The sequence below is a fragment of the Sphingobium salicis subsp. salicis genome, from assembly GCF_049472635.1.
Taxonomy (GTDB): domain Bacteria; phylum Pseudomonadota; class Alphaproteobacteria; order Sphingomonadales; family Sphingomonadaceae; genus Sphingobium; species Sphingobium yanoikuyae_A.
Window position 1 is genome coordinate 2,570,706 of sequence record NZ_JAYRCS010000001.1, and the last position, 25,269, is coordinate 2,595,974.

The 25,269-nt window shown below is 65.8% G+C and carries 22 protein-coding genes, 1 tRNA gene and 1 other RNA gene; 8 read left to right on the plus strand and 16 right to left on the minus strand.

Going from position 1 to position 25,269, the window contains the following annotated elements; all coding sequences use genetic code 11:
- The first annotated feature begins 16 nt into the window (after positions 1 to 16).
- Both VHN57_RS12490 and VHN57_RS12495 read left to right on the plus strand, forming a co-directional pair.
- Positions 17 to 2,284: an NADP-dependent malic enzyme gene (locus tag VHN57_RS12490; protein WP_004207688.1), complete on the plus strand. Its 2,268-nt coding sequence runs from the start codon at positions 17 to 19 to the stop codon at positions 2,282 to 2,284.
- A 60-nt stretch (positions 2,285 to 2,344) separates the two neighbouring features.
- Positions 2,345 to 3,025, plus strand: coding sequence for a L,D-transpeptidase family protein (locus tag VHN57_RS12495; RefSeq protein WP_278986774.1), 681 nt, complete (start codon positions 2,345 to 2,347; stop codon positions 3,023 to 3,025).
- An 8-nt stretch (positions 3,026 to 3,033) separates the two neighbouring features.
- On the opposite strand, the gene VHN57_RS12500 is transcribed toward VHN57_RS12495, so the two are convergent.
- Entirely contained in the window at positions 3,034 to 3,906 is an 873-nt protein-coding gene (locus VHN57_RS12500; RefSeq protein WP_097385688.1) for an EamA family transporter, read from the minus strand.
- A gap of 184 nt (positions 3,907 to 4,090) precedes the next feature.
- Between VHN57_RS12500 and VHN57_RS12505 the strand changes: the two genes are divergently transcribed.
- From VHN57_RS12505 to VHN57_RS12520, 4 genes are all read left to right on the plus strand, one after another.
- Positions 4,091 to 5,287, plus strand: a complete 1,197-nt coding sequence (locus tag VHN57_RS12505) for an MFS transporter (protein WP_278986775.1) — start codon at positions 4,091 to 4,093, stop codon at positions 5,285 to 5,287.
- Positions 5,288 to 5,327: 40 nt separating this feature from the next.
- The gene (locus VHN57_RS12510; protein ID WP_278986776.1) at positions 5,328 to 6,464 is read left to right on the plus strand and encodes an aspartyl/asparaginyl beta-hydroxylase domain-containing protein; all 1,137 of its coding nucleotides are present in this window, start codon (positions 5,328 to 5,330) and stop codon (positions 6,462 to 6,464) included.
- Positions 6,465 to 6,557: 93 nt separating this feature from the next.
- Positions 6,558 to 7,217, plus strand: a complete 660-nt coding sequence (locus VHN57_RS12515; protein WP_004207693.1) for a YitT family protein — start codon at positions 6,558 to 6,560, stop codon at positions 7,215 to 7,217.
- A 72-nt stretch (positions 7,218 to 7,289) separates the two neighbouring features.
- On the plus strand, positions 7,290 to 8,594 hold the full coding sequence (locus VHN57_RS12520) for a M20/M25/M40 family metallo-hydrolase (RefSeq protein ID WP_099233130.1): 1,305 nt from the start codon (positions 7,290 to 7,292) through the stop codon (positions 8,592 to 8,594).
- A 36-nt stretch (positions 8,595 to 8,630) separates the two neighbouring features.
- On the opposite strand, the gene VHN57_RS12525 is transcribed toward VHN57_RS12520, so the two are convergent.
- Positions 8,631 to 9,164 carry a hypothetical protein gene (locus VHN57_RS12525; RefSeq protein WP_278986795.1) on the minus strand — a complete coding sequence of 178 codons (534 nt, stop codon included), beginning with the start codon at positions 9,162 to 9,164 and terminating at the stop codon, positions 8,631 to 8,633.
- Positions 9,151 to 9,537 carry a phosphoribosyl-AMP cyclohydrolase gene (gene hisI / locus VHN57_RS12530; protein WP_069338107.1) on the minus strand — a complete coding sequence of 129 codons (387 nt, stop codon included), beginning with the start codon at positions 9,535 to 9,537 and terminating at the stop codon, positions 9,151 to 9,153. Before hisI ends, VHN57_RS12525 begins: the two co-directional genes overlap by 14 nt.
- Before the next feature lie 240 nt (positions 9,538 to 9,777).
- On the opposite strand from hisI, the gene VHN57_RS12535 reads away from it, so the two are divergent.
- Positions 9,778 to 12,054, plus strand: coding sequence for a TonB-dependent receptor (locus tag VHN57_RS12535; protein WP_010337130.1), 2,277 nt, complete (start codon positions 9,778 to 9,780; stop codon positions 12,052 to 12,054).
- A 193-nt stretch (positions 12,055 to 12,247) separates the two neighbouring features.
- Here VHN57_RS12535 and VHN57_RS12540 read toward each other — a convergent pair.
- The 11 genes from VHN57_RS12540 to VHN57_RS12590 form a co-directional block, all read right to left on the minus strand.
- Positions 12,248 to 12,324 (minus strand) — tRNA-His (locus VHN57_RS12540).
- Between the two features lie 82 nt (positions 12,325 to 12,406).
- Positions 12,407 to 12,991, minus strand: coding sequence for a septal ring lytic transglycosylase RlpA family protein (locus VHN57_RS12545; protein ID WP_278987125.1), 585 nt, complete (start codon positions 12,989 to 12,991; stop codon positions 12,407 to 12,409).
- Positions 12,992 to 13,232: 241 nt separating this feature from the next.
- On the minus strand, positions 13,233 to 13,505 hold the full coding sequence (locus VHN57_RS12550; protein WP_004207699.1) for an HU family DNA-binding protein: 273 nt from the start codon (positions 13,503 to 13,505) through the stop codon (positions 13,233 to 13,235).
- Between the two features lie 162 nt (positions 13,506 to 13,667).
- Positions 13,668 to 16,067 (minus strand): endopeptidase La, encoded by a 2,400-nt coding sequence (gene lon / locus VHN57_RS12555; RefSeq protein WP_004207700.1) that lies wholly within the window; start codon positions 16,065 to 16,067, stop codon positions 13,668 to 13,670.
- 155 nt (positions 16,068 to 16,222) lie between these two features.
- Positions 16,223 to 16,546, minus strand: a complete 324-nt coding sequence (locus VHN57_RS12560) for a YbaB/EbfC family nucleoid-associated protein (protein WP_004207701.1) — start codon at positions 16,544 to 16,546, stop codon at positions 16,223 to 16,225.
- A complete protein-coding gene (locus VHN57_RS12565) occupies positions 16,543 to 18,168 on the minus strand; it encodes a DNA polymerase III subunit gamma/tau (protein WP_017500918.1) in 1,626 nt (541 codons plus the stop codon). Before VHN57_RS12565 ends, VHN57_RS12560 begins: the two co-directional genes overlap by 4 nt.
- Positions 18,169 to 18,241: 73 nt before the next feature.
- An RNA gene (gene ffs / locus VHN57_RS12570) (signal recognition particle sRNA small type) lies at positions 18,242 to 18,339 on the minus strand.
- 62 nt (positions 18,340 to 18,401) lie between these two features.
- Positions 18,402 to 19,382 carry an SGM family class A beta-lactamase gene (blaSGM, locus tag VHN57_RS12575; RefSeq protein WP_423284032.1) on the minus strand — a complete coding sequence of 327 codons (981 nt, stop codon included), beginning with the start codon at positions 19,380 to 19,382 and terminating at the stop codon, positions 18,402 to 18,404.
- Positions 19,383 to 19,385: 3 nt separating this feature from the next.
- Positions 19,386 to 19,721, minus strand: coding sequence for a 2Fe-2S iron-sulfur cluster-binding protein (locus VHN57_RS12580; protein ID WP_010337134.1), 336 nt, complete (start codon positions 19,719 to 19,721; stop codon positions 19,386 to 19,388).
- Positions 19,722 to 19,740: 19 nt separating this feature from the next.
- Positions 19,741 to 20,859, minus strand: coding sequence for a cysteine desulfurase family protein (locus VHN57_RS12585; protein WP_278988112.1), 1,119 nt, complete (start codon positions 20,857 to 20,859; stop codon positions 19,741 to 19,743).
- Positions 20,826 to 21,860 carry a cysteine desulfurase family protein gene (locus tag VHN57_RS12590; RefSeq protein ID WP_169860330.1) on the minus strand — a complete coding sequence of 345 codons (1,035 nt, stop codon included), beginning with the start codon at positions 21,858 to 21,860 and terminating at the stop codon, positions 20,826 to 20,828. The genes VHN57_RS12585 and VHN57_RS12590 overlap by 34 nt, the downstream gene beginning before the upstream one ends.
- Positions 21,861 to 22,012: 152 nt before the next feature.
- On the opposite strand from VHN57_RS12590, the gene VHN57_RS12595 reads away from it, so the two are divergent.
- A complete protein-coding gene (locus tag VHN57_RS12595) occupies positions 22,013 to 22,669 on the plus strand; it encodes an alpha/beta hydrolase (RefSeq protein WP_004207708.1) in 657 nt (218 codons plus the stop codon).
- 650 nt (positions 22,670 to 23,319) lie between these two features.
- Here VHN57_RS12595 and VHN57_RS12600 read toward each other — a convergent pair.
- Together VHN57_RS12600 and VHN57_RS12605 are read right to left on the minus strand one after the other, a co-directional pair.
- The gene (locus tag VHN57_RS12600; RefSeq protein WP_423283039.1) at positions 23,320 to 24,354 is read right to left on the minus strand and encodes an IS110 family RNA-guided transposase; all 1,035 of its coding nucleotides are present in this window, start codon (positions 24,352 to 24,354) and stop codon (positions 23,320 to 23,322) included.
- A gap of 429 nt (positions 24,355 to 24,783) precedes the next feature.
- A complete protein-coding gene (locus tag VHN57_RS12605) occupies positions 24,784 to 25,173 on the minus strand; it encodes a hypothetical protein (RefSeq protein ID WP_270090911.1) in 390 nt (129 codons plus the stop codon).
- Positions 25,174 to 25,269 lie beyond the last annotated feature (96 nt).

Consider the following 25,269-nt stretch of genomic DNA (forward strand, 5'->3'; position numbering starts at 1 on the left):
CTCTAAGGCGCATCGCATGGACGATAACACCCGCCGCGCCGCCCTAGACTATCACCGCCTTCCCCAGCCCGGTAAGCTCGCGATCGAGCCGACCAAGCGCATGGTGAACCAGCGCGATCTGGCGCTGGCCTATTCGCCGGGGGTGGCCGCCCCTTGCGAGGAGATCGCTGCCGATCCCGCCAAGGCGCTGGACTATACCGCGCGTGGCAATCTGGTCGCGGTCATCTCCAACGGCACCGCCGTCCTCGGCCTCGGCGCGATCGGCGCACTGGCGTCGAAGCCGGTGATGGAAGGCAAGGCCGTCCTCTTCAAGAAATTCGCCGACATCGACGTGTTCGACATCGAAGTCGACACCACCGACACGGACAAGTTCGTCGAAGCCGTCGCCCTGCTGGAGCCGACCTTTGGCGGCATCAATCTGGAAGACATCAAGGCGCCCGAATGTTTCGAGATCGAACGGCGCCTGAAGGAACGGATGAACATTCCGGTCTTCCATGACGATCAGCATGGCACCGCCATCGTCGTCGCCGCGGCCGTGCGCAACGCGCTGGTGCTGCAGGGCAAGACCCTGGCCGACGCCAAGCTGGTCACTTCGGGCGCCGGCGCCGCCGCGCTCGCCTGCGTCGACCTGCTCGTCTCGATGGGCCTGCCGATCGACAATGTGACGATGACCGACAAGGACGGCGTCATCCATTCGGGCCGCGAAGGCATGCTGCCCAACATGGCGCGCTATGCCCGCGACACCAACGCGCGCACCCTGCCCGACGTGCTGCCGGGCGCCAACCTGTTCCTGGGGCTTTCGGCTCCGGGCGTGCTGAAGCCGGAATGGCTGCCGCTGATGGCGCCCAATCCGCTGATCTTCGCGCTCGCCAATCCGGAGCCGGAAATCCGCCCCGAAGCCGCGCGCGAAGTGCGCCCGGACGCGATCATCGCCACCGGCCGGTCGGACTATCCCAACCAGGTCAACAACGTCCTGTGCTTCCCCTATATCTTCCGCGGCGCGCTGGATTGCGGCGCGACCCAGATCAACGAGGCGATGAAGGTCGCCGCCGCCGACGCGATCGCCGCCCTCGCCCGCATGCCCGCGCATGACAGCGTGGCGCAGGCCTATGGCGGTCGCAAGCTGGTGTTCGGCGCCGATTACATCATCCCGACCCCGTTCGATCCGCGCCTGATCGGCGAGATTGCCGGTGCTGTGGCCAAGGCGGCGATGGACAGCGGCGTCGCCACCAAGACGCTGGACCTCGAAGAATATAAGCGCGCCCTGTCGCACCAGAACACCCGGTCCGGCCAGTTGATGCTGCCGGTCTTCCACGCCGCGCGCGGCAGCCAGTGCCGCATCGTCTATGGCGAGGGCGAGGATGAGCGCGTGCTGCGCGCGATCCAGGACGGTCTGGACGAAGGCATCGTCAAGCCGACCATCGTCGCGCGCCGTCGCCTGCTGGAACAGAAGCTGGCCGACATGGGCCTCAGCTTCCAGCTCGACCGCGATGTCGAGGTGATCGATCCCGAGACGGATCATGACATCATGCGTGAACTGGTCGAGGCCTATCGCGCGATCGCCGCGCGCAAGGGCGTGCCGCCAGACGAAATCCTGCGCCATGTCTATCGCCGCCCGACCGTCACCGCCGCCATGCTGCTGCGCACCGGCCGGGTCGACGCCGCGCTGGTCGGCGGCCGCTCTGAATATTGGGGCCAGGTCGAACATGTGCTGCGCATCATCGATCGCGCGCCCAACCACAGCCGCATCTATGCGCTGTCGGGCCTGATCCTCGACGCCGGCGCGCTGTTCATCACCGACACCCATATGGTGCCGGACCCGACGCCCGACCAGATTGCGGAAATGACGCTGCTGGCCTCGACCGAGTTGCAGCATTTCGGCCTGAAGCCGCGCGTGGCGCTGCTGTCGCACTCCAATTTCGGTGCGTCGAACAGCCCCAGCGCCCGCAAGATGCGCGCCGCGCTCGACCTGGTGCGCCAGGCCGCGCCGGAGCTGGCGGTCGATGGCGAAATGCACGCCGACGCCGCGCTCAGCCAGGCGCTGCGCGAACGGCTGATCCCCGACTCCCGGTTCGAGGGGCCGGCCAACCTGCTGGTGATGCCGAACCTCGACGCCGCCAATATCACGCTGACGGCGCTCGGCGCCTCGTCCAGCTCGCCCACGGTCGGGCCGATGCTGATCGGCACCGCCCAGCCGATCCATGTGCTGACGCCCGGCGTCACCGCGCGCGGCATCCTCAACCTGACCGCCATCGCCGCCGCCGAAGTGGCGCGCGAAGGCTGACCTTAACCTTTGCCGGTTAGGCTGTTAGCTTGACCGGCAAAGGATGAAGCGAGGAAGATCATGGCAGGCGTCATCGGCACATTGGCTCGCAGCCTTGGCCCGAAACTGCTGATCGGCGCCGTCCTGGGCGGCGGCGCGCTGCTGCTGACCGACAAGATTGATCGCAACGCCGGCAACGCGACCCAGGCCAAACCGGCCGAGGCCACCGCCGCGCCCAAGCCGCTGCCGCTGGTCGAACGGCGCAGCGATCAGGGCATGAAGGTCGATCCCCATGCGCTGGCGGTCAAGCGCGTGCTCAAGATCGAGGGGCCTTTCGAGCATGGCGACTATGCCTGGGACGAGGAAGGCGCGCCGGCCAAGGGGCCGGTCATCATCACCGTCGACCTGAAAGCCCAGACCCTTTCCGTCTTCCGCGACGGCTATGAAATCGGCGCCGCCGTCATCCTCTATGGCGCGACCGACAAGCAGAGCCCGCTCGGTGCCTTCCCGATCATGCAGAAGGACGCCGACCATTATTCCAGCACCTACAACAACGCGCCCATGCCCTATATGCAGCGGCTGACCAGCGACGGCGTCGCCATCCATGGCAGCGACGTCAAATGGGGCTATGCCACCCATGGCTGCATCGGCGTGCCCAAGGAATTTGCGCAGAAGCTGTTCGGCGTCACCAAGGTCGGCGACATGGTCATCATCACCAACGGCAAGATGCTGGATACCAGCAAGGCCGTCGTCAGCGGCTGACCGCCCCCCTATTGCGGCGCATCCTCAATCGCGGGGGCATGACGCACCGTCAGCGCGCTGCCGCCTGATGCCGCGATGATGCAGAATATCGCCACGCCCTGCAGCGCCGTCAGCCGCTCACCCAGCACGACGAAGCCCGCCAGTGCGCCGATCGCCGGCGCCGCGCTCAGCAACAGGCCGAACACCGGCGCGGGCAGGCGCCGCATCGCCTCCATCTCCAGCGAATAGGGCAAGGCGCTCGACAGCAGGGCGATCGCCAGCCCGACCATCAGCACCCAGGGCGAAAGGAGCGACGCGCCGGCATGGGTCAGCCCGACCGGCAGCACCAGGATCGCCGCCGCCAGCATGCCCCAGGCGACCGCATCGCCGCGCAGCGCGCCCGACACCCGCTTGCCGGTCAGGATATACAGCGCCCAGCAGGCCGCCGCCCCGACAGCGAAGATGACACCCAAAGGATCAAGCACGGCATCGCTGCGCAGCGGCAAGAGCAGCAGCAGGCCGATCACCGCCGCCCCCAGCCACAGGAAATCGCGCGGCCGGCGCGACCCGAACAGCACGATCGCCAGCGGCCCCGTCACCTCGATGGCCATGGCGATGCCCAGCGGGATGCGGGCGAACGCCTGATAGATGAGCAGGTTCATCAGCGCGAGGGTCGCGCCATAGATCAGCAGCGGCCAGCGCACATCGGCCGGGATCGGCCGCCGCCATGGCCGCCGGAACAGCATCAGCAGGATCGCCGCCAGGAAGATGCGCAGCGCCGCAATGCCATAGGCACCGACGATCGGGAACAGCGTCTTGGCAAAGGCCGCGCCCATATTCATCGACAGCAGCGACGCCAGCACGGCGCCAGCCCCCGCCAGCACGGCACCCTGCCCGTTCATCTCGTTCCTGCTCATGTGCAATGAATACCATATACGATTAATTGAAAAAATGTCATTCGATGCCGCGTTGCACCAGATGCGTTGCCAGTTGCAAGAATCTCATACGTATGCAGCCTTGACCATCGCTGTCACTCGGCCCATCTGGCGGACTTCCGTCATTTTGCATTGCAGCATGGAGCTTGTCATGGGCAGCCAGTCCCACAAGGCGCACCCCGCGCTCGTCCTTTTCGCGCTGTCCGTGGGCGCCTTTGCGATCGGCACGACCGAATTCGCCTCCATGAGCCTGCTGCCCTTCTTCGCGCGCGACCTCCACATCGACCTGCCGACCGCAGGTCATGCGATCAGCGCCTATGCGCTGGGCGTGGTGGTCGGCGCGCCGCTGATCGCCGCCTTTGCCGCGCGCCTGCCGCGCCGCACCCTGCTGATCGCGCTGATGGCGATGTTTGCTGTCGGCAACGGCCTGTCGGCGCTGTCCCCCAGCTATCACTGGATGCTGCTGTTCCGCTTCCTTTCGGGCCTGCCCCATGGCGCCTATTTCGGCGTCGCGGCGCTGGTCGCGGCCAGCCTGGTGCCGATCGAGAAGCGCACACTGGCGATCGCCAAGGTGATGTCGGGCCTCACCATCGCCACGGTATTGGGCGTGCCGGTCGCCAACTGGATGGGCCAGATACTGGGCTGGCGTTCGGGCTTCTTCGTGGTCTGCGCGCTCGCCGTGCTGACCATGAGCCTGGTCGCGCTCTACGCCCCGCGCGACGCCGGCGATCCGAAGGCCAGCCCGATGCGCGAGTTGAGCGCACTCGGCAAGTCACAGGTCTGGCTGACCCTGCTGACCGGCGCGATCGGCTTTGGCGGCCTGTTCGCGGTCTACACCTATGTCGCCTCGACCATGATCGAGGTGACCCATGTGTCCGAAACCCTGGTGCCGCTGATCCTGATCGTCTTTGGCCTCGGCATGACGGTCGGCAATCTCGTCGTTGCCTGGCTGGCCGACCGTGCGCTCAACCGCACCGTCATCGGCATCCTCGTGTGGAGCGCGGTTGCGCTGGCTCTCTTCCCCTTCATGGCCGGCAATATCTGGAGCCTCAGCCTCATCGTCTTCCTGATCGGTATTGGCGGCGGCATGGGTACGCCGTTGCAGGCGCGACTGATGGACGTTGCGGGCGACGCCCAGACGCTGGCCGCCGCACTGCACCACAGCGCCTTCAACATCGCCAATGCGCTCGGCCCTTGGCTCGGCGGCCTGTCGATCGCGGCGGGCTATGGCCTGGTGTCGACCGGCTGGATTGGCTGCGCCTTGTCGCTGGGCGGCCTGGCCATCTATCTGGTCGCCATCGCCACCGCACGGCGCAGCACCCAGCCCGCGCTGGTGCCCTGCGAATAAGCCGCTTCCTTCCATCCGTTCCGCTGGCTAAGGCGGGCGGATGACGGATCGGGCACGCGAACAGACCTTACAGGACGCGGCGATCGCCGCATTGCGCCGCGGCGACGCGGCAGTGGCGCGTGCCACCCTCTCCGAAATGGCCGATCCGCCGGCCATGCTGCTGGCCCAGGCCTGCAATCGACTGGGCGATCTGGACGGCGAACAGGCCGCGCTCAACCGCATCCTGCAACAGGATATGCGCAACCTGCCCGCACTACTCGCCATGGGGCAGAATTTCCAGCGGCGCGGCGATCTGCGCGGCGCGACATCCTGGTTCCGCAGCGCCCTGGCACAGGCCGCCGCCCATGGCGCCCCGCCCGCTCTGCAACCGCTGCTGCAACGCGCGCAGGAGGCGATCGCCGGCGCCAGCCGGGATTTCGAGGATCATCTCGACGCGGCGATGACTGGCCTCCCCACGCTCCCACGCATTGCCCAGGCGACCGACCTGCTGCTGGGCAAGACGCAGCTTTATCTCCAGCAGCCCAGCATGTTCTATTTTCCTGGCCTGCCGCAGCGCGCCTTTTACGAGCGCGACGAATTTGCCTGGGTACCCGCGGTTGAAGCGGCAACCGACGCCATTATCGCCGAACTGAACGACGTACGCGCCGGTGCGCCCGATTTCGCGCCCTATGTCCAGACGCCCATCGATCGCCCGGCGCCCAACAATCCGCTGCGCGACGATCCCTCCTGGGGCGCATATTATTTCTGGCAGGATGGCGAGATCGTGGCCGACCATGCTGTGCGCTGCCCGGCCGTCATGGCCGCGCTGGACCAGGTGCCCCGGCCTGTCATCGCTGGCCGCTCGCCCATGGCGCTCTGGTCGCTGCTGAAACCGGGCACCCATATTCAGCCCCATCATGGCGTGCTCAACACCCGCCTGATCTGCCATCTGCCGCTGATCGTGACTGACAATTGCGCGCTGCGGGTCGGTGCCGAAACCCGCGCCTGGGTGCCGGGCGAAATGCTGATCTTTGACGACAGCATCGAACATGAGGCCTGGAACCGGGGCAATGACACCCGCGTCGTCCTGCTGTTCGAAGTCTGGCGCCCGGAAATCCACGCGGAGGAGCGGATCGCGCTCACACGCCTGTTCGAAGCGATCGACCAGTTCGGCCCGAAACAGGTCGACGCCGGTTAACGCCCCTTTTCAGACTGCCCGTCTGCGACTATGGGCGCGGACAAAGACGACAAGAGAGGATGGCACGGGGCGCTCACGCTTTTCGGACATGCCATGACCTCGATCGACCCGACGCCCCCGGCGCCGTCGCCTGCCCTGCCCGTTCCGCCTGCCCATGTCGCGCGGCCGCATAGTCCTGCCGAGGATTTCTATGCGATCGCCATCGGCTGCGCCTTCATCGCCATGGGGCTGATGCTGCTGAAACAGGCAAAGCTGGTGACCGGCGGCATGGCCGGCATCGCGCTGCTGCTGTCCTATCTGATCCATCTGTCGCCCGCGACTTTGTTCCTGCTGATCAACATCCCCTTCTTCCTGTTCGCCGGGCGGGCGATGGGCATGGCCTTCGGCCTCAAGACCCTGTTCGCCAATATCGCGATCATGGGCGTCGGCCTTGCCATGCCCTATGCGATGGAGATCGCCCGGATCAGCCCCTTCTTCGCCGCGCTTTTCGGCGGCTCGATCATCGGCTTCGGCATCCTGGCCATCGCCCGCCATGGCGCGGGCGTGGGCGGCGTCGGCGTGGTCGCGCTGATCCTACAGAAATCGCGCGGCTGGAATGCCGGTCGCACCCAGATGGCCTGCGATGTGCTGATCCTGCTCGCCTCGCTGCCGATCCTCAATGCCGAGCGCTTTGGCCTGTCCGTCCTGTCGGCCGCCGCGATCAACGCCGTGCTGTTCGTCAACCACCGCCCCGGCCGCTATATCGGCCATTGATGCGCGCCTGCCTCCCCGGCTAGACGGACCCCGGCGCCCACGCCGGTGCGCCCATCATAAAAGGGGTCCAGAATGAAGCGGTTCGCGCTCTGTATAATATTGGCCAGCACGGCCCTGTCGGTTCCGGTCCGTGCCGCCACGCCCACCAGCGCGACCGCACCGGCCGATGCCCGCGCCATTGCCGCGATCCGCGCGCGCCCGGCGGTCAAGGCTGCCTTCGCCGCGCTGGAGGCCGAACATGACCAGTGGGTCGACAATATCGTCACCCTGACCCAGATTCCGGCGCCCCCCTTCAAGGAAGAGGCGCGGGCCAAGGCCTATGCCGACATGTTCCGCGCCGCCGGCCTTACCGATGTGGAGATTGACGAGGGCGGCAATGTGCTGGGCCTGCGCCGTGGCAGCGGCAAGCCGGGCGGCAAGCTGATCGTCGTGTCCGCCCATCTCGACACCGTCTTTCCCGAAGGCACGCCGGTCACGGTCCGGCGCGAGGGCAACAAGCTCCACGCGCCCGGTGTCGGGGACGATGTCGCCGGCCTCGCCACCCAGTTGAGCCTGATCAAGGCGATCGTCGGCGCCAACATCAGCGCGCCGATGGACATATTGTTCGTCGGCGATGTCGGCGAGGAAGGCCTGGGCGACCTGCGCGGCATGAAGCAGCTGTTCCACAAGGGCAAATATAAGGACCGCATCGCCAGCTTCTTCTCGATCGACGATGGCTCGGTCGATGGCCTGATCAATGGCGGCGTCGGATCGAAGCGCTATCGCCTGACCTTCACCGGCCCCGGCGGCCACAGCTTCGGCGCCTTCGGCCTGGTCAATCCGATGACGGCGATGAGCCAGGCGATCGTCGATCTCTACAAGATCCCGGTGCCCCAGTCGCCCAAGACGACCTACAGCGCCAGCGTCGTGGGCGGCGGCTCGTCGGTCAACGCCATCCCGCAGGAAGTCTGGCTGCAGGTCGACATGCGATCGGAAAGCGCGGCTGAACTGGCCAAGCTGGAACAGGCGTTCCTCGCCACGGTGGACAAGGCCGTCGAGACCGAAAATGGCGCCCGCTCGATCAAGGAAGGCCCAATCCGCGTCGACAAGAAGGTCGTGGGCGATCGTCCGGCCGGCAGCACCGCCGCCGACACGGCGCTGGTCCGCCAGACCGCCGCTGCCTATGCCGCCGAAGGCGTCACCGCGCGGATGAGCTTCAGCTCGACCGACGCCAATGTGCCGATGAGCCTGGGCATCCCGGCCATCACCATCCCGCGCGCGGCGACCGGCGGCCGGGGCCATTCGCCTGACGAATGGATCGACGTGTCGGCGCCGGAATCGCTCAAGGTCAAGCGCATGGACCTGGTCGCCCTGCTCGCCGCAGCCGGCTATCGCTGATCAACCTGATGGGGCTGGCAGATATGCCGGCCCCGTTCAGTCCGCCTCGCACAGCGGTTCATCCTCGCGATCGCGCGCACGCAGGGCCGAGCCCGCATCATTGGCGATGCGCGGGAAGGTCACCCCTTCCAGATTGCCGCGCCCGTCGCACAGCCGGTCACAGGCCATGTCGACCACGCCGGGCAGCGCCACCTGGTCGCCATCATATTGGGCGACGATGATGCACTTCCTGCCCCCGGAAAAGCTCAGGATCAGCTTGTCGCCAGCCCGCCGCGCCGTGCCTGCGCCATGGCAACTCTGCTCGGTGCCAAAGATCGCCTCCAGCCCGAAACGATAGTCGCCCGACTTGGCGGGAAGGACGCAGAGCGAATCCCGCCCCGCTTCATGCCGCCGCTGGAACAGCCCGACCGGCGCGATCCGCGACGCGTCGGCAATGGCGCCGGTCGCGATCGCCGCGCGCTCCAGCCCCGAAGCCGCGGCCCCGGCGCGATCGGGCGCGGCTGCGCCCGGCGACGCCGCCTGCTGACACCCGGCCAGAAGACATGCGAGAAAAAGGCTAGTGCGCCGCATCGACGCCCGGTTCATCGACCGCGCTCAGCCCATCGGGGCCGATCCGGCGGAAGAAGCAGGACCGCGCGCCGGTGTGACAGGTCGGCCCCGCCGGCTCTGCCAGCACCCAGACGGCATCCTGGTCACAGTCGATCCGGATGTCGCGCACGCCAAGCATATGGCCGGAGCTTTCGCCCTTCTTCCACAGTGATTGGCGGCTGCGCGACCAGAAATGGGCCAGGCCGGTCTCGACCGTCAGCGCCAGCGCATGCGCATTCATATGCGCCACCATCAGCACTTCCCCGGAGGTGACATGGGTCACCACCGCGGTGATAAGGCCATGGTCGTCATATTTGGGGTTGAGGGTCAGCCCCCGGTCGCGTGCGTCATCCATCCGCGCGCTATAATCGGCAATGCGGCCCGTGCGAAGTCCCTTCGGCGCTTTGCATTGGGGCACGGCCTGACAGCGCCATGGGGTCGGACTGTCGCATTTTGGCAAATCTGTTGCACGGATGCTACAGAATGGCGACAGTCCTGCTTGCTCCCAGGCCCGCGCGCGCATAGCGTCGCGCGCGATCCGCAACAGCGGACACCAGCAGGGAAACGGATGCCAGGCCAATCAAGGGGGCCAAATATGACATCTTCGCATATCTTCACCAGCATTTCGCGCGGCGCGCTCGCCGTCGCACTCACCGCTCTGGCGCCGATCGGTGCCGCCCATGCCCAGACCGAAGCGCCCGCCGCATCGGGCGAAGGCCTGGGTGAAATCGTCGTCACCGCCTCGCGCCGGGCTGAAAATGCCAAGGACGTGCCGGTCGCCGTGACCGCCATCGGCGGCGAAAAGCTCGACGCCCTCAACAGCAGCGGCCTCGACGTCCGCTTCCTCGCCGCGCGCACGCCCAGCCTTCAGGTCGAAAGCTCGTTCGGCCGCACCTTCCCGCGCTTCTACATCCGCGGCCTTGGCAACACCGATTTCGATCCCAACGCCGCCCAGCCGGTCTCGGTCGTGCTCGACGATGTCGCGCTCGAAAATCCGATGCTCAAGAGCTTCCCGGTGTTCGACCTTGCCAGCGTTGAAGTGCTGCGCGGCCCGCAGGGCACGCTGTTCGGCCGCAACACCCCGGCGGGCGTCGTCAAGATGACCTCGGCCGCGCCGACCGATCATTTCACCGGCTATGCCAGCGCCTCCTGGGCGACCTACAACACCGTCAATGCTGAAGCCGCGATCGGCGGCCCGATCGCCGACGGCCTCAGCTTCCGCGTGTCGGGCCTGCTCCAGCGTCGCGACGACTGGGTCAAGAACGACAATGAAGGCGGCAACGCCGCCAGCGAGCTGGAAGGCTATCGCGACATGGCCGGCCGTGTGCAGCTGGCCTATGAAGCCGGCGACTTCAAGGCGGTGCTGAGCGGTCATTATCGTGACCTGGACGGCAGCCCGCGCGTGTTCCGCGCCAACATCTTTAAGCAGGGCAGCAACCATTTCGTCGACGGCTTCGACAAGGATCATGTGAACCTGGACGGCTATACCAGCCAGTCGATGAAGCAGGGCGGCGGCAATCTGCGCATGCAGCTCCATGTCGACGGCCTGGGCACCTTCTTCTCGACCACCGGCTATGAGAAGGCCAGCGTCGAAAGCACCGGCGATATCGATGGCGGCGGCTGCTACCCCTATACCGGCTGCACCGCCGGCCAGCTCGGCGTCGGCTCGTTCGATTCCAACACCGGCGGCGTGACCAAGCCGGAGGAATTCAGCCAGGAATTCCGCTTCGCGACGGACGACATGAACGGCATCCGCCTGCAGGCGGGCACCTATTTCTTCCACCAGCGCCTGAAGTATAACGAATATGCCTATGATCTCGCGGGCAACCGGGTGAGTGCGATCCTGCACAACAACACCAACGAGAATATCGGCCTGTTCGCCTCGGGCGAAGCCAAGGTGACGTCGGCCCTGACGCTGCGTGCCGGCGTGCGTTATTCGCATGACGACAAGCGCGACACGATCACGCTCGATCCGGCGCTCGCCGCCAGCAGCATCTCGTCGCAGCTGATCGGCGTCGATCTGCCGCTCAGCAACACCGCGCAGGGCAGCAACCTGTCCTGGGATGTCAGCGCCACCTATGCGCTCAGCCCCGACGTGAACCTCTATGGCCGCGTCGCCACCGGCTATCAGGGCCCGGCGATCCAGGATCGCGTGACCTTCTTCAGCGTCCCCTCGGTCGCCAAGAAGCAGACCACCATCTCCTATGAAGGCGGCATCAAGGGCGCGATCGCCAACATGGTCCGCTTCGACCTGTCGGCCTATTACTGGAACACCGACGATCTGCAGCTGACGGCTGTCGGCGGCGTCGGCAACTCGGCCCGCCTGATCAACGTGAACAAGGCGGTCGGCTATGGTCTGGAAGGCAATCTGGAGGCGCAGCCGCTCGATCACCTGAACCTGACCGTGGGCGGCAGCTACAACTTCACCGAAATCCGCGACAAGAACGCCTTCGTGGCGGTCTGCGGCTCGGGCATGTGTACGCCCACCGGCAACACCTTCGTCGATGGCGGCACCACCTACAGCTATCTGGATGGCAATGACCTGCCCCAGGCGCCGCGCTACATCGCCAATGCGACCCTGCGCTATGGCATCCCGGTCGGCGATGCGGGCGAAGTCTTCGCCTATACCGACTGGGCCTATCGTAGCAAAATCAACTATTTCCTCTACTCGGCGGCCGAATTCCGCGGCCGCTCGTCGCTGGAGGGTGGCCTCAAGGTCGGTTACAAGTCGAACCATGGTTATGAGATCGCGGCCTTCGCCCGCAACATCACCAACCAGATCCGCGCCGTCAGCGCGATCGACTTCAACAACCTGACCGGCATGATCAACGAACCGCGCATCATTGGCGGCATGATCAAGGCCAGCTTCTAAACCCCAGTCTAAGCGCTCCCATAGGCGTTAGTCGGCAGAGGAAGGGCGTCCCGCAAGGGGCGCCCTTTCTTGTTGCGCCCAGGGCAGCGGAAAGCCGCCGCCACGCGCCAGGAAAATGATCGAAGCCAGAAACGCGAAAACCCCATCCTGCCGAGGCAGGACGGGGTTTTATTTCGCGCATTCCCGAAGGAAATGGGGCGATCGACGGGATCCGAACCCGCGACCTCCGGTACCACAAACCGGCGCTCTAACCAACTGAGCTACGATCGCCACAGGGGCTGTTGCCCCGCGAGAAGGGCCACATATGCGGCCGCCCCTCCCCCGTCAAGCAGCTTATGTCAAAGGATGAAAATTATCGCCCGGCATCGTTGCCGGACGCCGCCAGACGGGCGCGCAGCACGGCCAGTTCGTCCGCCCCGACGCGCGGCCGACCCTCCGCCGGCTTGCCCTTGCGCAGCTTCTTGCGATCCTTTTCCGGGGGATCGACCGCACGAACCCGGACCGCCGCATGGCCCTGACCGCGAATCCCCAGTTCCTCCGCCGCGCCGCGCGACAGGTCTATGATCCGGCCACGCGAAAAGGGACCACGGTCGTTGATCCGCACCAGGATCGTGCGCCCGGTATCCAGCGCCGTCACCTCGACATAGGCGGGCAAGGGCAGGCTGGTATGTGCCGCCGTGATCCAGCTGGGCCGGAAGCGCTCGCCATTGGCAGTGCGATTGCCCGATTCCGATCCATACCAGCTGGCATAGCCGACCAGGTCATAGCCCGGCTGGTCGGCCGGTACATAGGTGGTGCCACGCACCGTATAGGGCTTGCCGATGCGCACCGGCATGTCGCTCACCGGACGGAAATTTCCCCCGCCACAGGCCGACAATGCACCCAGCAGCGCCAAGGCCGCCCCCGAAGTCCCGATGCCCCGTCTGATCGCTCTCATGCCCCCTCCTACCCCCGCAGGCGGAGCAGGTCGAGGGCAGCGGGCCGATCATCGCCGCGATCCGCCGCACAAGGCCATGAAAAAAGGGGCAGAGGCCCCCGGCCCCTACCCCTTCCTTTCGACATGCATGCGCCGGGCGGGTTTCCCCTGCCGCAGCGCCACTCTCCCGCAAACCTACTTCCGACCGCGACGCCGGCAGATCATCAGACGTAAACGCGCCCGAACAGGCGCGCCTGCATCCTTAGTTGACCGAATCCTTCAGGCCCTTGCCGGCCTTGAACTTCGGCTGCGACGACGCCTTGATCGTCATCGTCTCGCCGGTGCGCGGGTTGCGACCGGTCGAAGCCTTGCGCTGCGACACGGAGAAAGTGCCAAAACCAACCAGGCGCACTTCGTCGCCCTTCTTCAGCGCGCCGGTGATGGCGTCGAACACGCCCTCGACCGCCTTGCTGGCGTCGCTCTTGCTGAGACCGCTGCTTTCAGCGACGGCGCTGATAAGATCCTGCTTGTTCATGCCTTGGGAACCCCCTTTATAGATGTTGGATAGTCAAGGAATCGCGGCGTAGGCGGGGCAATAAGGCCCAGCTTTCAAGCGGTGTCAAAGGGAAAGCGTCAAAAAAGCCGGCTCCGGCGCGTTTTTGCCCCCATGGGCATAAACGCGCCGAAAACCGGGCTTTTAGTGACGGATAGCGGGATCGCCGTCGCGACCCTGGCCGGCGCTGGGCTGCGCGGCCAGATCATCTTCCTCGGTCCAGGTGATCGCTTCGGGCTTGGACACCAGCGCGCGCGCCAGCACCTCGTCGACATGGGACACCGGAACAATCTCCAGCCCCTCGCGGATGTTGGCCGGAATTTCCGCTAGGTCTTTCTCGTTTTCCTGCGGGATCAGCACCGTCTTGATGCCGCCACGCAGCGCCGCGAGAAGCTTCTCCTTGAGGCCGCCGATCGGCAGCACCCGGCCGCGCAGCGTCACCTCGCCGGTCATCGCCACATCCTTGTGGACGGGAATGCCGGTCAGGGTCGACACGATGGTCGTGACCATGCCGATACCGGCCGACGGACCATCCTTGGGCACCGCACCCTCGGGCAGGTGGATATGGATGTCCTTGCGGTTGAACAGGCTCGGCTTGATGCCATAGCCGGGCGAACGCGCCTTCACATAGGAGAAGGCGGCCTGCACCGATTCGTTCATCACTTCGCCCAGCTTGCCGGTCGTCTTGATCAGGCCCTTGCCGGGCACGGTCACCGCCTCGATCGTCAGCAGTTCGCCGCCCACCTCGGTCCAGGCCAGGCCGGTGACGGCGCCGATCTGGTTCTCTTCCTCGCCCACGCCATGGCGGAATTTCCGCACGCCGGCATAGTCGGCCAGGTTTTCAGGCGTGATCTCGACCTTGTCGAACGCGCCTTCCAGGATCTTGCGCAGCGCCTTGCGGGCCAGACGCGCCACTTCCCGCTCCAGCGTGCGGACGCCGGCTTCACGGGTATAGTAACGGATCAGGTCGCGCACCGCGGCCTCGGTCACCTCGAACTCGCCATTCTTCAGGCCATGGGCGTCGATCTGCTTGGGCACCAGATGGCGCTGGGCGATCTCGACCTTCTCGTCCTCGGTATAGCCTTCGAGCCGGATGATCTCCATGCGGTCGAGCAGCGGCTGCGGCAGGTTCAGCGAGTTGGCCGTCGTCACGAACATCACGTCGGACAGGTCGACGTCGATCTCCAGATAATGGTCCTGGAACTTGCTGTTCTGTTCGGGGTCCAGCACCTCCAGCAGCGCCGATGCCGGATCGCCGCGGAAATCCTGGCCCAGCTTGTCGATCTCGTCGAGCAGGAACAGCGGGTTCATGGTGCCCGCCTTCTTCAGGTTCGACACGACCTTGCCCGGCAGCGATCCGATATAGGTGCGGCGATGGCCGCGGATCTCGGCTTCGTCGCGCACACCGCCCAGCGACTGGCGCACGAACTCGCGGCCGGTCGCCTTGGCGATCGAACGGCCCAGCGAGGTCTTGCCGACGCCCGGCGGGCCGACGAGGCACAGGATCGGCCCCTTCAGCTTGTTGGTGCGCGCCTGCACCGCCAGATATTCGATGATCCGGTCCTTGACCTTCTCCAGCGCGAAATGATCCTCGTCCAGGATCGCCTGCGCCTTCTTGAGGTCGGTCTTGACCCGGCCCTTCTTGCCCCAGGGCAGGCCCAGCAGCACGTCGAGATAGTTGCGCACCACCGTCGCTTCGGCCGACATGGGCTGCATGCCCTTGAGCTTCTTCAGCTCGGCCGTCGCCTTGGCGCGGGCTTCCTTGCTCAGCTTCGCCTTGGCGATCTTGTCGGCCAGTTCGGCGAGTTCATCGCCTTCCTCGCCCTCGCCATTGCCCAGTTCGCGCTGGATCGCCTTGAGCTGCTCGTTCAGATAATATTCGCGCTGGGTCTTTTCCATCTGGCGCTTCACGCGGCCACGGATCTTCTTCTCGACCTGCAGCACGCCCAGCTCGCCTTCCATGAAGGCAAACACCATCTCCAGCCGCTTGACCGGATCGGGCTCGACCAGCAGCGACTGCTTGTCGGCGACCTTGACGTTGATGTTGGCGGCGACGGAATCGGCCAGGCGACCGGCATCGTCGATCTCGCGCAGCTGCACCGGCGTTTCGGCCGGCAGCTTCTTGTTGAGCTTGGCGTAATTCTCGAACTGCTCGGCCACCGAGCGCATCAGCGCAGCGGCTTCCGGACCTTCGGCGACGATCTCCTCGACCGGCGCGACCTCGGCGACCAGATAGCCAGCCTCGGCCGGCGCCAGATCGGCCAGCTGGGCGCGATGCTTGCCCTCGACCAGCACGCGCACCGTGCCGTCGGGCAGCTTGAGCAGTTGCAGCACCACCGACACCACGCCGGTGTCATACAGCGCGTCCTTGCCCGGATCATCCTCGGCCGGGTCGAGCTGGGACACCAGGAAGATTTCCTTATTGCCCTCCATCGCCGCTTCCAGCGCGGCGACGCTCTTGTCGCGACCGACGAAGAGCGGGACGATCATCTGCGGGAAGACGACGATGTCGCGCAGCGGCAGAAGGGGATATTGCGTAGTCATTCACTCTCCAGGGCCGGACTTGCGGCCCGTCATGCGGTTCATCGCCTTTATGGGGATGCCCGTCGCGTCAATCAATCAGCGATCACCATATTGCTGCAACGATGAACAAGGGCTTATCCGCCAGCGGCAGCCCCGGAACGGCAGTGCGCGCCGGCTCAGAAGGGCAGCTTGAAGCCCGGCGGCAGCGGCAGGCCGGCGGTCATCTTGCCCATTTCGGTGTTGCTGACCTCGTCCGCCTTCTTGCGCGCATCGTTGAACGCGGCGGTGATAAGGTCTTCCAGCATCTGCTTTTCCGACGGCGCCAGCAGGCTGTCGTCGATCGACACGCCCAGGATGCGGCCCTTGGCCGACGCCTTCACCTTGACCAGGCCGCCACCGGCCGCGCCCTCGACTTCCAACTTGTCCAGATTGTCCTGCGCGCGCTGCAGCTCTTCCTGCACGCGGCTGGCCATCCCCAATATTTCGTTCAGATCCTTCATGCTTCGGCACTCCATTGTTCCGGCTCGTCCGAATGGACCAGCTCGGCATCGGGGAAGGCGTCCATTGCCGCCTTGACCACCGGGGTTTCCAAAATTGCGGCGCGGCTGTCGGCCAGCTGGCGCTGTTCATTGGCCAGCAGGGTCGGCTTGGCCTCCCCCTCGCCCTGCGTCACCGTCCAGGCGACGCCGGTCACCTCGCGCAGCGCCGGGATGATCCGGGTGGCGAAGTCGGGCGACAGGCTGGCGGTGCCGCGATACTCCAGCATTGGCGGATCATAGCGGATGATCCCCACGCAATCATGCATTTCCTGCGCCAGATGCCCCTTGCTCTTCTGCCAGAAGGCTTCGATCAGATCCTCGAAGGTGGCGGGCAGGCTGGACGCGGGTTCCGGCGCGGGCGCGGCAGCAGCGGGCGCCTGACCCGGCATCGCCGGCGCGGCCGCCGGCACCCCGCCCTGCAGCATCCGGGCAAGGTCGCTGGGATCAGGCATGGTCGCGGCATGCATCACGCGCAGCAGCGCCATCTCGCACGCCTCGATCGGCAGGGCGGCGGTCGCCACCTCGTCATGCCCCTTGAGCATCAGCTGCCACAGCCGATGCAGCGGGCCAAAGCCGATCTGCGACGCCCAGTCGGCCAGCGCGCCGCGTTCCTCGTCGGACTGGCCCGGCGTCGCAATGTCGCGCCCGGCCTTCACCAGCGTGACCGCATGCACCAGTTCCAGCAGGCCGCGCATCAGCGACAGCGGCTCGACCCCCAGCGCATATTGATCGCGCACCCCGCCCAGCAGCGCAGCGGTATCGCCCTCCAGCAGCAGGCCGAGCAGCCGGCGCGTCGAGCCGCGATCCGACAGGCCCAGCATCTCGCGCACCTGCGCGGCCGTGACCATCGGCTCGCCCTCGCCCATTTCGGCATGGGCGATCGCCTGGTCCAGGATCGACAGGCCGTCACGCGCGGAGCCTTCGGCCGCCTGCGCAATCAGCGACAGCGCATCGGGTTCGGCCGCGACCTGTTCGGCCTCGACCACATGGGCGAAATGGCCGGCCAGCATCTCGGCCGGGATGCGGCGCAGGTCGAACCGCTGGCAGCGCGACAGCACCGTCACCGGCACCTTGTTCACCTCGGTCGTGGCGAACAGGAATTTCACATGGGCCGGCGGCTCCTCCAAGGTCTTGAGAAGCGCGTTGAACGCGTTCTTCGAAAGCATATGGACTTCGTCGATGATGTAGATCTTGTAGCGCGCCGACACGGCGGCATAGCGCACCGCCTCGATGATCTCGCGCACGTCGTCGACGCCGGTATGGCTGGCGGCGTCCATCTCGACCACGTCGATATGCCGGCCCTCGGCGATCGCCATGCAGGGTTCGCACACGCCGCACGGGTCGATCGTCGGGCCGCCCTGCCCATCGGGGCCGATGCAGTTCAGCGCCTTGGCGATCAGCCGCGCGGTCGACGTCTTGCCGACCCCGCGCACGCCGGTCATCAGAAAGGCATGGGCGAGGCGCCCGCGCCGGATCGCATTGCCCAGCGTCTGGACCATGGCGTCCTGCCCGATCAGCTCGCGAAAGTTGCGCGGACGATATTTGCGCGCAAGCACGCGATAGGGCTGAGGGGAATCGGACATGCCTGTTTCCTAACCGTTCAGATGCGGCTTGTCGAAGCCCGTTCGGACCTTGCGAAGAGATGATGCTGTGCGGAAAGGTGGGAGCCGGAACGACCCGCAGAAAAATCGTTGTGGCTGCTTCCGTCAGGACCTGACCAGGTTGGCGACGACTACGTCCGCCCGACTCCCGGCCGGGCATATGGCGAAGTCATGACAGGAAGGCAAGGGCTTCCATGCCCTTGCCTTCCTGAAAGCTAGTCCAGCCCGCTCTTCTGCGCCTTGCTGACGAATTCCAGCGCCGAATGGGCGGCCTCGGCGATCGCTGCCTCGGCCTTCTTGTCGTCCACGGTCGGCCGGTCGAGATAGATGGCCAATATATATTCCTCGCCCGCCGGCGACTTCACCAGTGCGACGTCATTATAGGCGGTGCCGCAGCTGCCGGTCTTGCTGCCCGACGTCCAGCCTTCGGGCAGGCCCGCCTTGATCCTTTTGTCGCCGGTGGTGCTGGCATTGAGCCAGCCGCGCAGCCTGTCGGCATCGGCCGCAGCCATGTCGCGGAACAACAGCCGCCCCATCAGTCCGGCCATCGCCGCCGGACTGGTCGTGTCGCGCGGATCCCCAGCGACATTCTCGTTCAACTCGGGCTCGATGCGATCGAGCCGCGTGATCTTGTCGCCATGGGCACGGATGAAGGAGGTCAGCCCCTCCGGCCCGCCCAGCATCGGCAGCAACAGGTTGGCGGCGCTGTTGTCGCTGACCTCCACGGCCGCCGCGGCCAGTTCGGCCATCGACATGCGGCCGCGCTTCTTGTTCTTCTTCACGACGGGCGCGTAATCGAGAATATCGTCCTTGGTGAAGGGGATCTCCCCCTCCAGCCCGAACTTGCCGCCCTGCGCGCCGATCAGCACGGCGGCGGCCAGCGGCGCCTTGAAGGTCGAGCACATGGCAAAGCGGTCATCGCGGTTGAAACCCAGGATCAGCGCGCCCTCGCGATCGACCAGCGCGATGCCCATGCGCCCACCGGTCTCCTCCTCGATCTCCTTGGGATTGCGGACGGAGGTGAGCGCGGATTGCGGCACCAGATAACGTGGTGCGGGCGGCATCAATGTCGGCAAGGTCGGCACATCTTCCGCCTTCTTGGCCGGCGCCTTCTTCTTGGGCGCGGCCGACAGCGGCAAGGCCACGACCAGACAGGCGGTCAGCGCCGCGAGCGAGAGGGATTTGCGCAGCGCCATGGCTTACATACCTTGCATATTGTTGAATTCGCCAGGGATACGGACAGTCAGCGCGTCCAGTTGCTCGGACAGGATGATCTGGCAGGCCAGGCGGCTGGTGCGGGTCGCCGCAGCGGCCAGGTCCAGCATATCCTCCTCATCCTCGCTCGCGCGCGGCAGCCGGTCGAAATCGGCGGCATCGACGATGACATGACAGGTCGAACAGGCCATCTGCCCTTCGCATGTTCCTTCCAGCGGCTGACCCGCCGCCTGTGCAACCTCCAGCAGGACGGACCCGGCAGGCGCATCGACCTCCAGTCGATTTTCGCCGTCGGCGCTGATGAAGGTGACCATGGTCATGCTATGCGATGCTCCCTGCTCACGGCGCCGCTTGTGCGGTCGCCGCCCCGTTAATCACCTTCGCAGCCTCCTCCAGTTCGGCCGATGTCGTGTATCGGCCAAAGCCGATCCGCACCGATCCGCGCGCCTGACTGTCTGAAAGACCCAAGGCGCGCAGCACATGGCTAGGCCGCCCGGACCCGCTCGCGCAAGCGCTGCCGAGCGAAAAAGACATATTGCGGCAATCGGACAACAATCGCGCGCCGTCGATCCCGGCGCGACGAATGTTGAGATTGCCGGGATAGCGCGCGTCGGCGCTGCCGTTCAGCGTCCAGTCGGCGAACAGTGCGCGCGCCTGCGCAGACAGCGCCGCCACATGCGCGCGGTCGGCCTCCGCCTGTTCCCGCATCAGGCGCGCCGCCACGCCAAAGCCGGCGCATAGGGCGGGCGACAGCGTGCCCGACCGCAGCCCGCCTTCCTGCCCGCCGCCATGGATCAGCGGGTCGATCTTCACCCCGTCGCGCAACCACAGCGCGCCGATCCCTTTTGGCCCATGGATCTTGTGTGCGCTGATCGCCACCATGTCGCACGGGTCGGGGATCGGCACCCGGCCATAGCCCTGCACCGCGTCGCACAGGAACAGCGCGCCCGCGCCATGGGCCAGTTCCGCCAGCGCACCGACCGGCTGGATCACGCCAATCTCGTTATTGACCAGCATCGCGACAACGAGAGCGATGCCCGGCACGATCGCCCGCGCCGCCGCTTCCATGTCGACCAGCCCGTCGCCATCCACCGGCAGGACCGTCACCGCCCGGCCCGTCCGCCGCATCGCCGCCACCGTATCCAGCACGGCGGCATGTTCGGTCGCGATGGTGACGATGTCGCCCGCCGGCGCGCCCTGGATCGCGATATTGAGCGCCTCGGTCGCGCCGGAGGTGAAGAGCAGCCTGCCGCCCGGCGGCAGCAACTGGCCTATGGCATCGCGCGCCAGTTCCACCTGCGCCGCGACCATGCGCCCGGCGCGGTGCGCGCTGTGCGGATTGGCGAACTGGTCGCGCAACAGCGGCACCATCGCCTCGAAGGCTTCGGGCGCCAGCGGCGTCGTCGCCTGATAGTCGAGATAGATCACCGGCCCGCCCGCTCCGCCATGGCGGTCCATGTGGCCAGGAAGCGATCGACATCGCCCGCGCTGGTCTGCGGGCCGAAACTCACCCGCACCACTTCGCCCGCCGCCGCCGCGTCCCAGCCCATCGCGCCCAGCACATGGCTGGTCTTGAGCGATCCGGATGAACAGGCGCTGCCCGCCGACACGGACATGCCGGCCAGGTCGAACTGGATCAGCTGCGCCCGCGCCGACAGGCCGGGCATGCGATAGCTGGCGATCGCCGGCAGGCGCGGCGCGTCACGCGCGACGATCTGCCCGCCCGCCGCCTCGATCCCGGCGTCCAGCCTTGCCCGCAGCGCGGCCGCCACCGGCATCCAGTCGCCCCGTGCCTCCAGCGCCGCCGCCATAGCCATGATCGCCGGCAGATTTTCGGTGCCGGCGCGATAGCCCTGCTCCTGCCCGCCGCTCGGCTCGACCAGCGCCAGATCGCGGATCAGCAGCGCGCCGATCCCCGGCGGCCCGCCGAACTTGTGCGCGCTGATCGCGATCATGTCGGCCTCGGGCAGCGCCAGCTTGCCCGCGCTCTGGGCGCAATCGGCAAACAGCAGCAGCCCCGCGCGCCGGAAATCCGCCAGTGGCTGGATCACGCCCGTCTCGTTGTTCACATGCTGGATCGCGACCAGACTGCCCGGCGCCAGTTCCGGCAACAGCACCCGGCCATCGCCATCCACCGCCAGCCGCTCGGCCTCCTTGGTCACGCGCAACACGGCGTCATGCTCGACCGGCGAGGTGATGATTCGCCCCGCCTTGGCGCGGGTCAGCGCGATGGCGATCGCCTCGCTCGCGCCGGAGGTGAAGAGGACATGGCCATCCCATCCCAGCGCCGCTGCGATCCGCCGCCGCGCATCCTCCAGCATCGCCCGCGCCGCGCGCCCGTCGCTGTGTGGGCTGGACGGGTTGGCCCAGCCGGCCATTGCGGCGACCATCGCGGCCTGCGCCTGCGGCAGCATCGGGGTGGTCGCGGCATGATCGAGATAAAGGCGGTCGGCGGCCAAGCGGAACTACTCATTGATTGCGGAAATGGCGGCGGCATCTATATAGGCGGATTGCCGCGCTGCGCCAGCGTGAAGGCCATATGGCCAAGCCCCGGCGCGCGCACGGACCCTTTCCCCGCTGCCCCGTGGCAGCCCAGACCATAACAGGTGCCATGCCCGACGTCATTTTCCCCGGACCCGAAGGTCGCCTCGAAGGCCGCTTCAGCCCCCCGCCCCGCCCGCGCGCGCCGGTCGCCATGATCCTGCACCCGCATCCGCAGGGCGGCGGCACGATGAACGACCGCATCACCCAGGCACTCTACAAGACCTTCGTGAAGCGCGGCTTTGCCGTGTTGCGCTTCAACTTCCGCGGCGTCGGCCGCAGCCAGGGCACGTTCGACAATGGCATTGGCGAACTCAGCGATGCCGCAGCCGCGCTCGACTGGGTGCAGAGCTTCCACCCCGAAGCGCAGACCACCTGGATCGCCGGTTTCTCCTTCGGCGCCTGGATCGGCATGCAGCTGCTGATGCGCCGCCCGGAAATCCGCGGCTTCATCTCGGTCGCGCCGCCGGCCAACATGTATGATTTCTCGTTCCTGGCGCCCTGCCCCTCGTCGGGCATCATCGTCCAGGGCACGGCGGACGAAGTGGTGACCGCCAGCGCAGTGCAGAAGCTGGTCGACAAGCTGCGCACCCAGAAGGGCATCACCATCCATCATGACGAGATCAAGGGAGCCAACCACTTCTTCGAGCATGAGCTGGACCAGCTGATGAAGTCGGTCGACAATTATCTCGACATGCGCCTGTCGCCGGACTCGCCGATCCGCTGAGGACCGGCCCGATCGGGATCATGGAGGGGCTGCCGCCGCGCAGCCCCTTTTTCTTTGCCCGCACGAACCGCCTGCCGGTCAGGACCGGAAATCTGCCGAGCCGCATCCAGCACCGCCCCGCAACCGAATGTCGATCAGCCTGACCTTCGTGATCTCCAGGCCCCGCCTCTGGCCTTTTGCAGCGGGACGCCCACAGCCCCCCGCCATGAATCCTTGATGGCTGGCGCCCAGAAGGAGCACCCTCCACTTACTCCACGGCTTCTCCCAAAAGCTGACCTTGGCATATCCGTCATCCCGGACTTGATCCGGGATCCATTCAGCACTCCCTATCTGGCGTAGTGCAAAATGGATCCTGACTTCCGTCAGGATGACGCCCGTTGCGATTGGCATCTGTGGACGCCCCTTCGGATGCAAGCAGTAAATCGGGGTTTGTTGGCACGTAGTCGGATGCTGTCATCTGTCCGGCCTCGATGAGCAGCGCCATATGCTGCGGGCCAGTATGGGAGTTCGCGGACCGGATCCATTACAGGTTTACGCGCTTGGTTAGCGCTCTGCCATTCCCTGGTTCTTCCAGCCCCGTCTCGCCGACTGTTGTGCCATACCCTCCTTCGACCGCCTACGTCCCCGACGCCTCTGGCCGCTGCCTTGGCTTACGCCGCAACTGCTGCCGGAGCTCTGTAATCTTCATTTCTGGTGAGCAGTGCCCAGACCATGCGCGCCATCTTGTTGGCGAGCGCCACCGAGACGAGCATGCGCGGTTTGCGCGCGAGCATCCGCTCCAGCCACGAGCCGGCCGGCGCGCCGAACCGGCAGGCCTGACGCACCATCGAGCTACCTCCGATAATCAGTAGTCGCCTGATCGTCCGCTCGCCCATCTTCGATATGCTGCCGAGCCGCTGTTTGCCGCCGGTCGAGTGCTGACGGGGGGCGAGGCCAAGCCAAGCCGCGAAGTCGCGCCCCTTACGGAACGTCTCGACCGGCGGGGCCAGCGCGATGATGGCGGTCGCAGCGATAGGACCGATCCCTGGAATGGTCATTAGCCGCCTGGCCGCTTCATCCTCCTTAGCACGCCGTGCGATCTCACGGTCCAGCACGGCAATCTGCTTGTCGAGATCGGCCAGCATGTCGACCATGAGCTTGAACATGGGCCGTGCCGCTGCAGGCAGACTTGAAGTCATTTCCTCATCCTCGAGCAGGTCGGCGAGCATTGTCATATGCGCTGTGCCGCGCGGTGCTACCCAACCATACTCCGCTAGGTGCCCGCGAATGGCGTTGATCAGCTGAGTGCGCTGCCGCACCGCTAGGTCACGTGTGCGGAACACGAGCCCTGCGGCCTGTTGCTCTTCGCTTTTCACCGCCACGAAGCGCATGCCTGGGCGCTGCGCAGCCTCGGCAATCGCTTCAGCATCAATCGCATCGTTCTTGTTCCGCTTCACGAATGGCTTCACGTAAGATGGTGGGATCAGCCGCACATCGTGCCCCATCGTCTGTAACTGACGCGCCCAATGATGGGCGCCGCCGCACGCCTCGAGCGCTACTATGCATACCGGCTGACCTGCAAAGAACTCGAGCAGCTTTGCTCTCGTCAGCTTGCGGCTGAACACCATCGCACCCCGCTCGTCAGCGCCATGCGCATGGAAAACGTTCTTGGCGATATCCAGACCGATTGTGGTAACCTGTGACACGGACGCCTCCTCAGTGGTGCTTCAACACCTCCACTTTGCCATAAAGGCTGTCGGGGGGCGTCCACCCCATCAGGTTTCGATCAGAAACGGACGTTTCCTGCTCCCCTCCCTTCCAGGGAGGGGCCGGGGGTGGGTGCGCCGCGTAGCGGCGGTCTACGGTCGATAGGGCAGAAGCTCGCTGCGCTCGCAACCCACCCCAACCCCTCCCTGGAAGGGAGGGGCTATGCCTTGTTTCCACCCCATTCCCGCCCTTCCTTCTTTCCCCTCCGCGCTCTTCGCGGCCCCGCGCGAATAATGAATCACGCGGAGCCGCGAAGAGCGCGGAGAAAGAGGCCAGCCGTCTCGCGCTATCTGCTTAGGCGGCGTTCGCCTGCCTGGAATGCCAGCCTCCGCTGGCATGACCGGATAAGGACCAGTCCGCTACCCACCCTATTTCCGATCGCGGACCACCTCAATCGCATCAGCTATTGCCCAGCGACCTTCCTGCTTCTCCAACCGCGCAATTTGAAAGGAACGCCGCTTCCCGTATTTCACGGTGAAACGGCAGGTGATTGAAGGTGGATCGGAAGAAAGTTCATCGCTGCATAGCACATCTGATAGGCCGGTAATCCGGATAGCATGAACGAAAGTTATGTGATCAGGATAGTCATTGGCGTATTGCGCTGATGCCGAATAAACCGTTTCATCATCCTGACTGCTGACAGCTTCCAAGATTTCTGTATCTGTTGGGCACAGTTGTGCCGATGCACACCGGGATATAGCAGCCAGAATGACAAGGGGTAGCATCGAGTCTCCATGAGCGTTGTCATCAGCAGTCAAATGCTCGCATCCTGCATATCGTGACGCAACGGCCTTTCGGATTAAAAGCAGCCCGGCAGTCATCGACCACTTGTGGCCGTTGGAACATCCCCCCTA

What these genes read in the sequence shown, in the direction of transcription:
- VHN57_RS12490 (WP_004207688.1), top strand. Translation starts at nt 17, where the DNA reads ATGGACGATAACACCCGCCGCGCCGCCCTAGACTATCACCGCCTTCCC.
- VHN57_RS12495 (WP_278986774.1), top strand. Translation starts at nt 2,345, where the DNA reads ATGGCAGGCGTCATCGGCACATTGGCTCGCAGCCTTGGCCCGAAACTG.
- VHN57_RS12500 (WP_097385688.1), bottom strand. Translation starts at nt 3,906, where the DNA reads ATGAACGGGCAGGGTGCCGTGCTGGCGGGGGCTGGCGCCGTGCTGGCG.
- VHN57_RS12505 (WP_278986775.1), top strand. Translation starts at nt 4,091, where the DNA reads ATGGGCAGCCAGTCCCACAAGGCGCACCCCGCGCTCGTCCTTTTCGCG.
- VHN57_RS12510 (WP_278986776.1), top strand. Translation starts at nt 5,328, where the DNA reads ATGACGGATCGGGCACGCGAACAGACCTTACAGGACGCGGCGATCGCC.
- VHN57_RS12515 (WP_004207693.1), top strand. Translation starts at nt 6,558, where the DNA reads ATGACCTCGATCGACCCGACGCCCCCGGCGCCGTCGCCTGCCCTGCCC.
- VHN57_RS12520 (WP_099233130.1), top strand. Translation starts at nt 7,290, where the DNA reads ATGAAGCGGTTCGCGCTCTGTATAATATTGGCCAGCACGGCCCTGTCG.
- VHN57_RS12525 (WP_278986795.1), bottom strand. Translation starts at nt 9,164, where the DNA reads ATGCGGCGCACTAGCCTTTTTCTCGCATGTCTTCTGGCCGGGTGTCAG.
- hisI (WP_069338107.1), bottom strand. Translation starts at nt 9,537, where the DNA reads ATGGATGACGCACGCGACCGGGGGCTGACCCTCAACCCCAAATATGAC.
- VHN57_RS12535 (WP_010337130.1), top strand. Translation starts at nt 9,778, where the DNA reads ATGACATCTTCGCATATCTTCACCAGCATTTCGCGCGGCGCGCTCGCC.
- VHN57_RS12545 (WP_278987125.1), bottom strand. Translation starts at nt 12,991, where the DNA reads ATGAGAGCGATCAGACGGGGCATCGGGACTTCGGGGGCGGCCTTGGCG.
- VHN57_RS12550 (WP_004207699.1), bottom strand. Translation starts at nt 13,505, where the DNA reads ATGAACAAGCAGGATCTTATCAGCGCCGTCGCTGAAAGCAGCGGTCTC.
- lon (WP_004207700.1), bottom strand. Translation starts at nt 16,067, where the DNA reads ATGACTACGCAATATCCCCTTCTGCCGCTGCGCGACATCGTCGTCTTC.
- VHN57_RS12560 (WP_004207701.1), bottom strand. Translation starts at nt 16,546, where the DNA reads ATGAAGGATCTGAACGAAATATTGGGGATGGCCAGCCGCGTGCAGGAA.
- VHN57_RS12565 (WP_017500918.1), bottom strand. Translation starts at nt 18,168, where the DNA reads ATGTCCGATTCCCCTCAGCCCTATCGCGTGCTTGCGCGCAAATATCGT.
- blaSGM (WP_423284032.1), bottom strand. Translation starts at nt 19,382, where the DNA reads ATGGCGCTGCGCAAATCCCTCTCGCTCGCGGCGCTGACCGCCTGTCTG.
- VHN57_RS12580 (WP_010337134.1), bottom strand. Translation starts at nt 19,721, where the DNA reads ATGACCATGGTCACCTTCATCAGCGCCGACGGCGAAAATCGACTGGAG.
- VHN57_RS12585 (WP_278988112.1), bottom strand. Translation starts at nt 20,859, where the DNA reads ATGGACCGCCATGGCGGAGCGGGCGGGCCGGTGATCTATCTCGACTAT.
- VHN57_RS12595 (WP_004207708.1), top strand. Translation starts at nt 22,013, where the DNA reads ATGCCCGACGTCATTTTCCCCGGACCCGAAGGTCGCCTCGAAGGCCGC.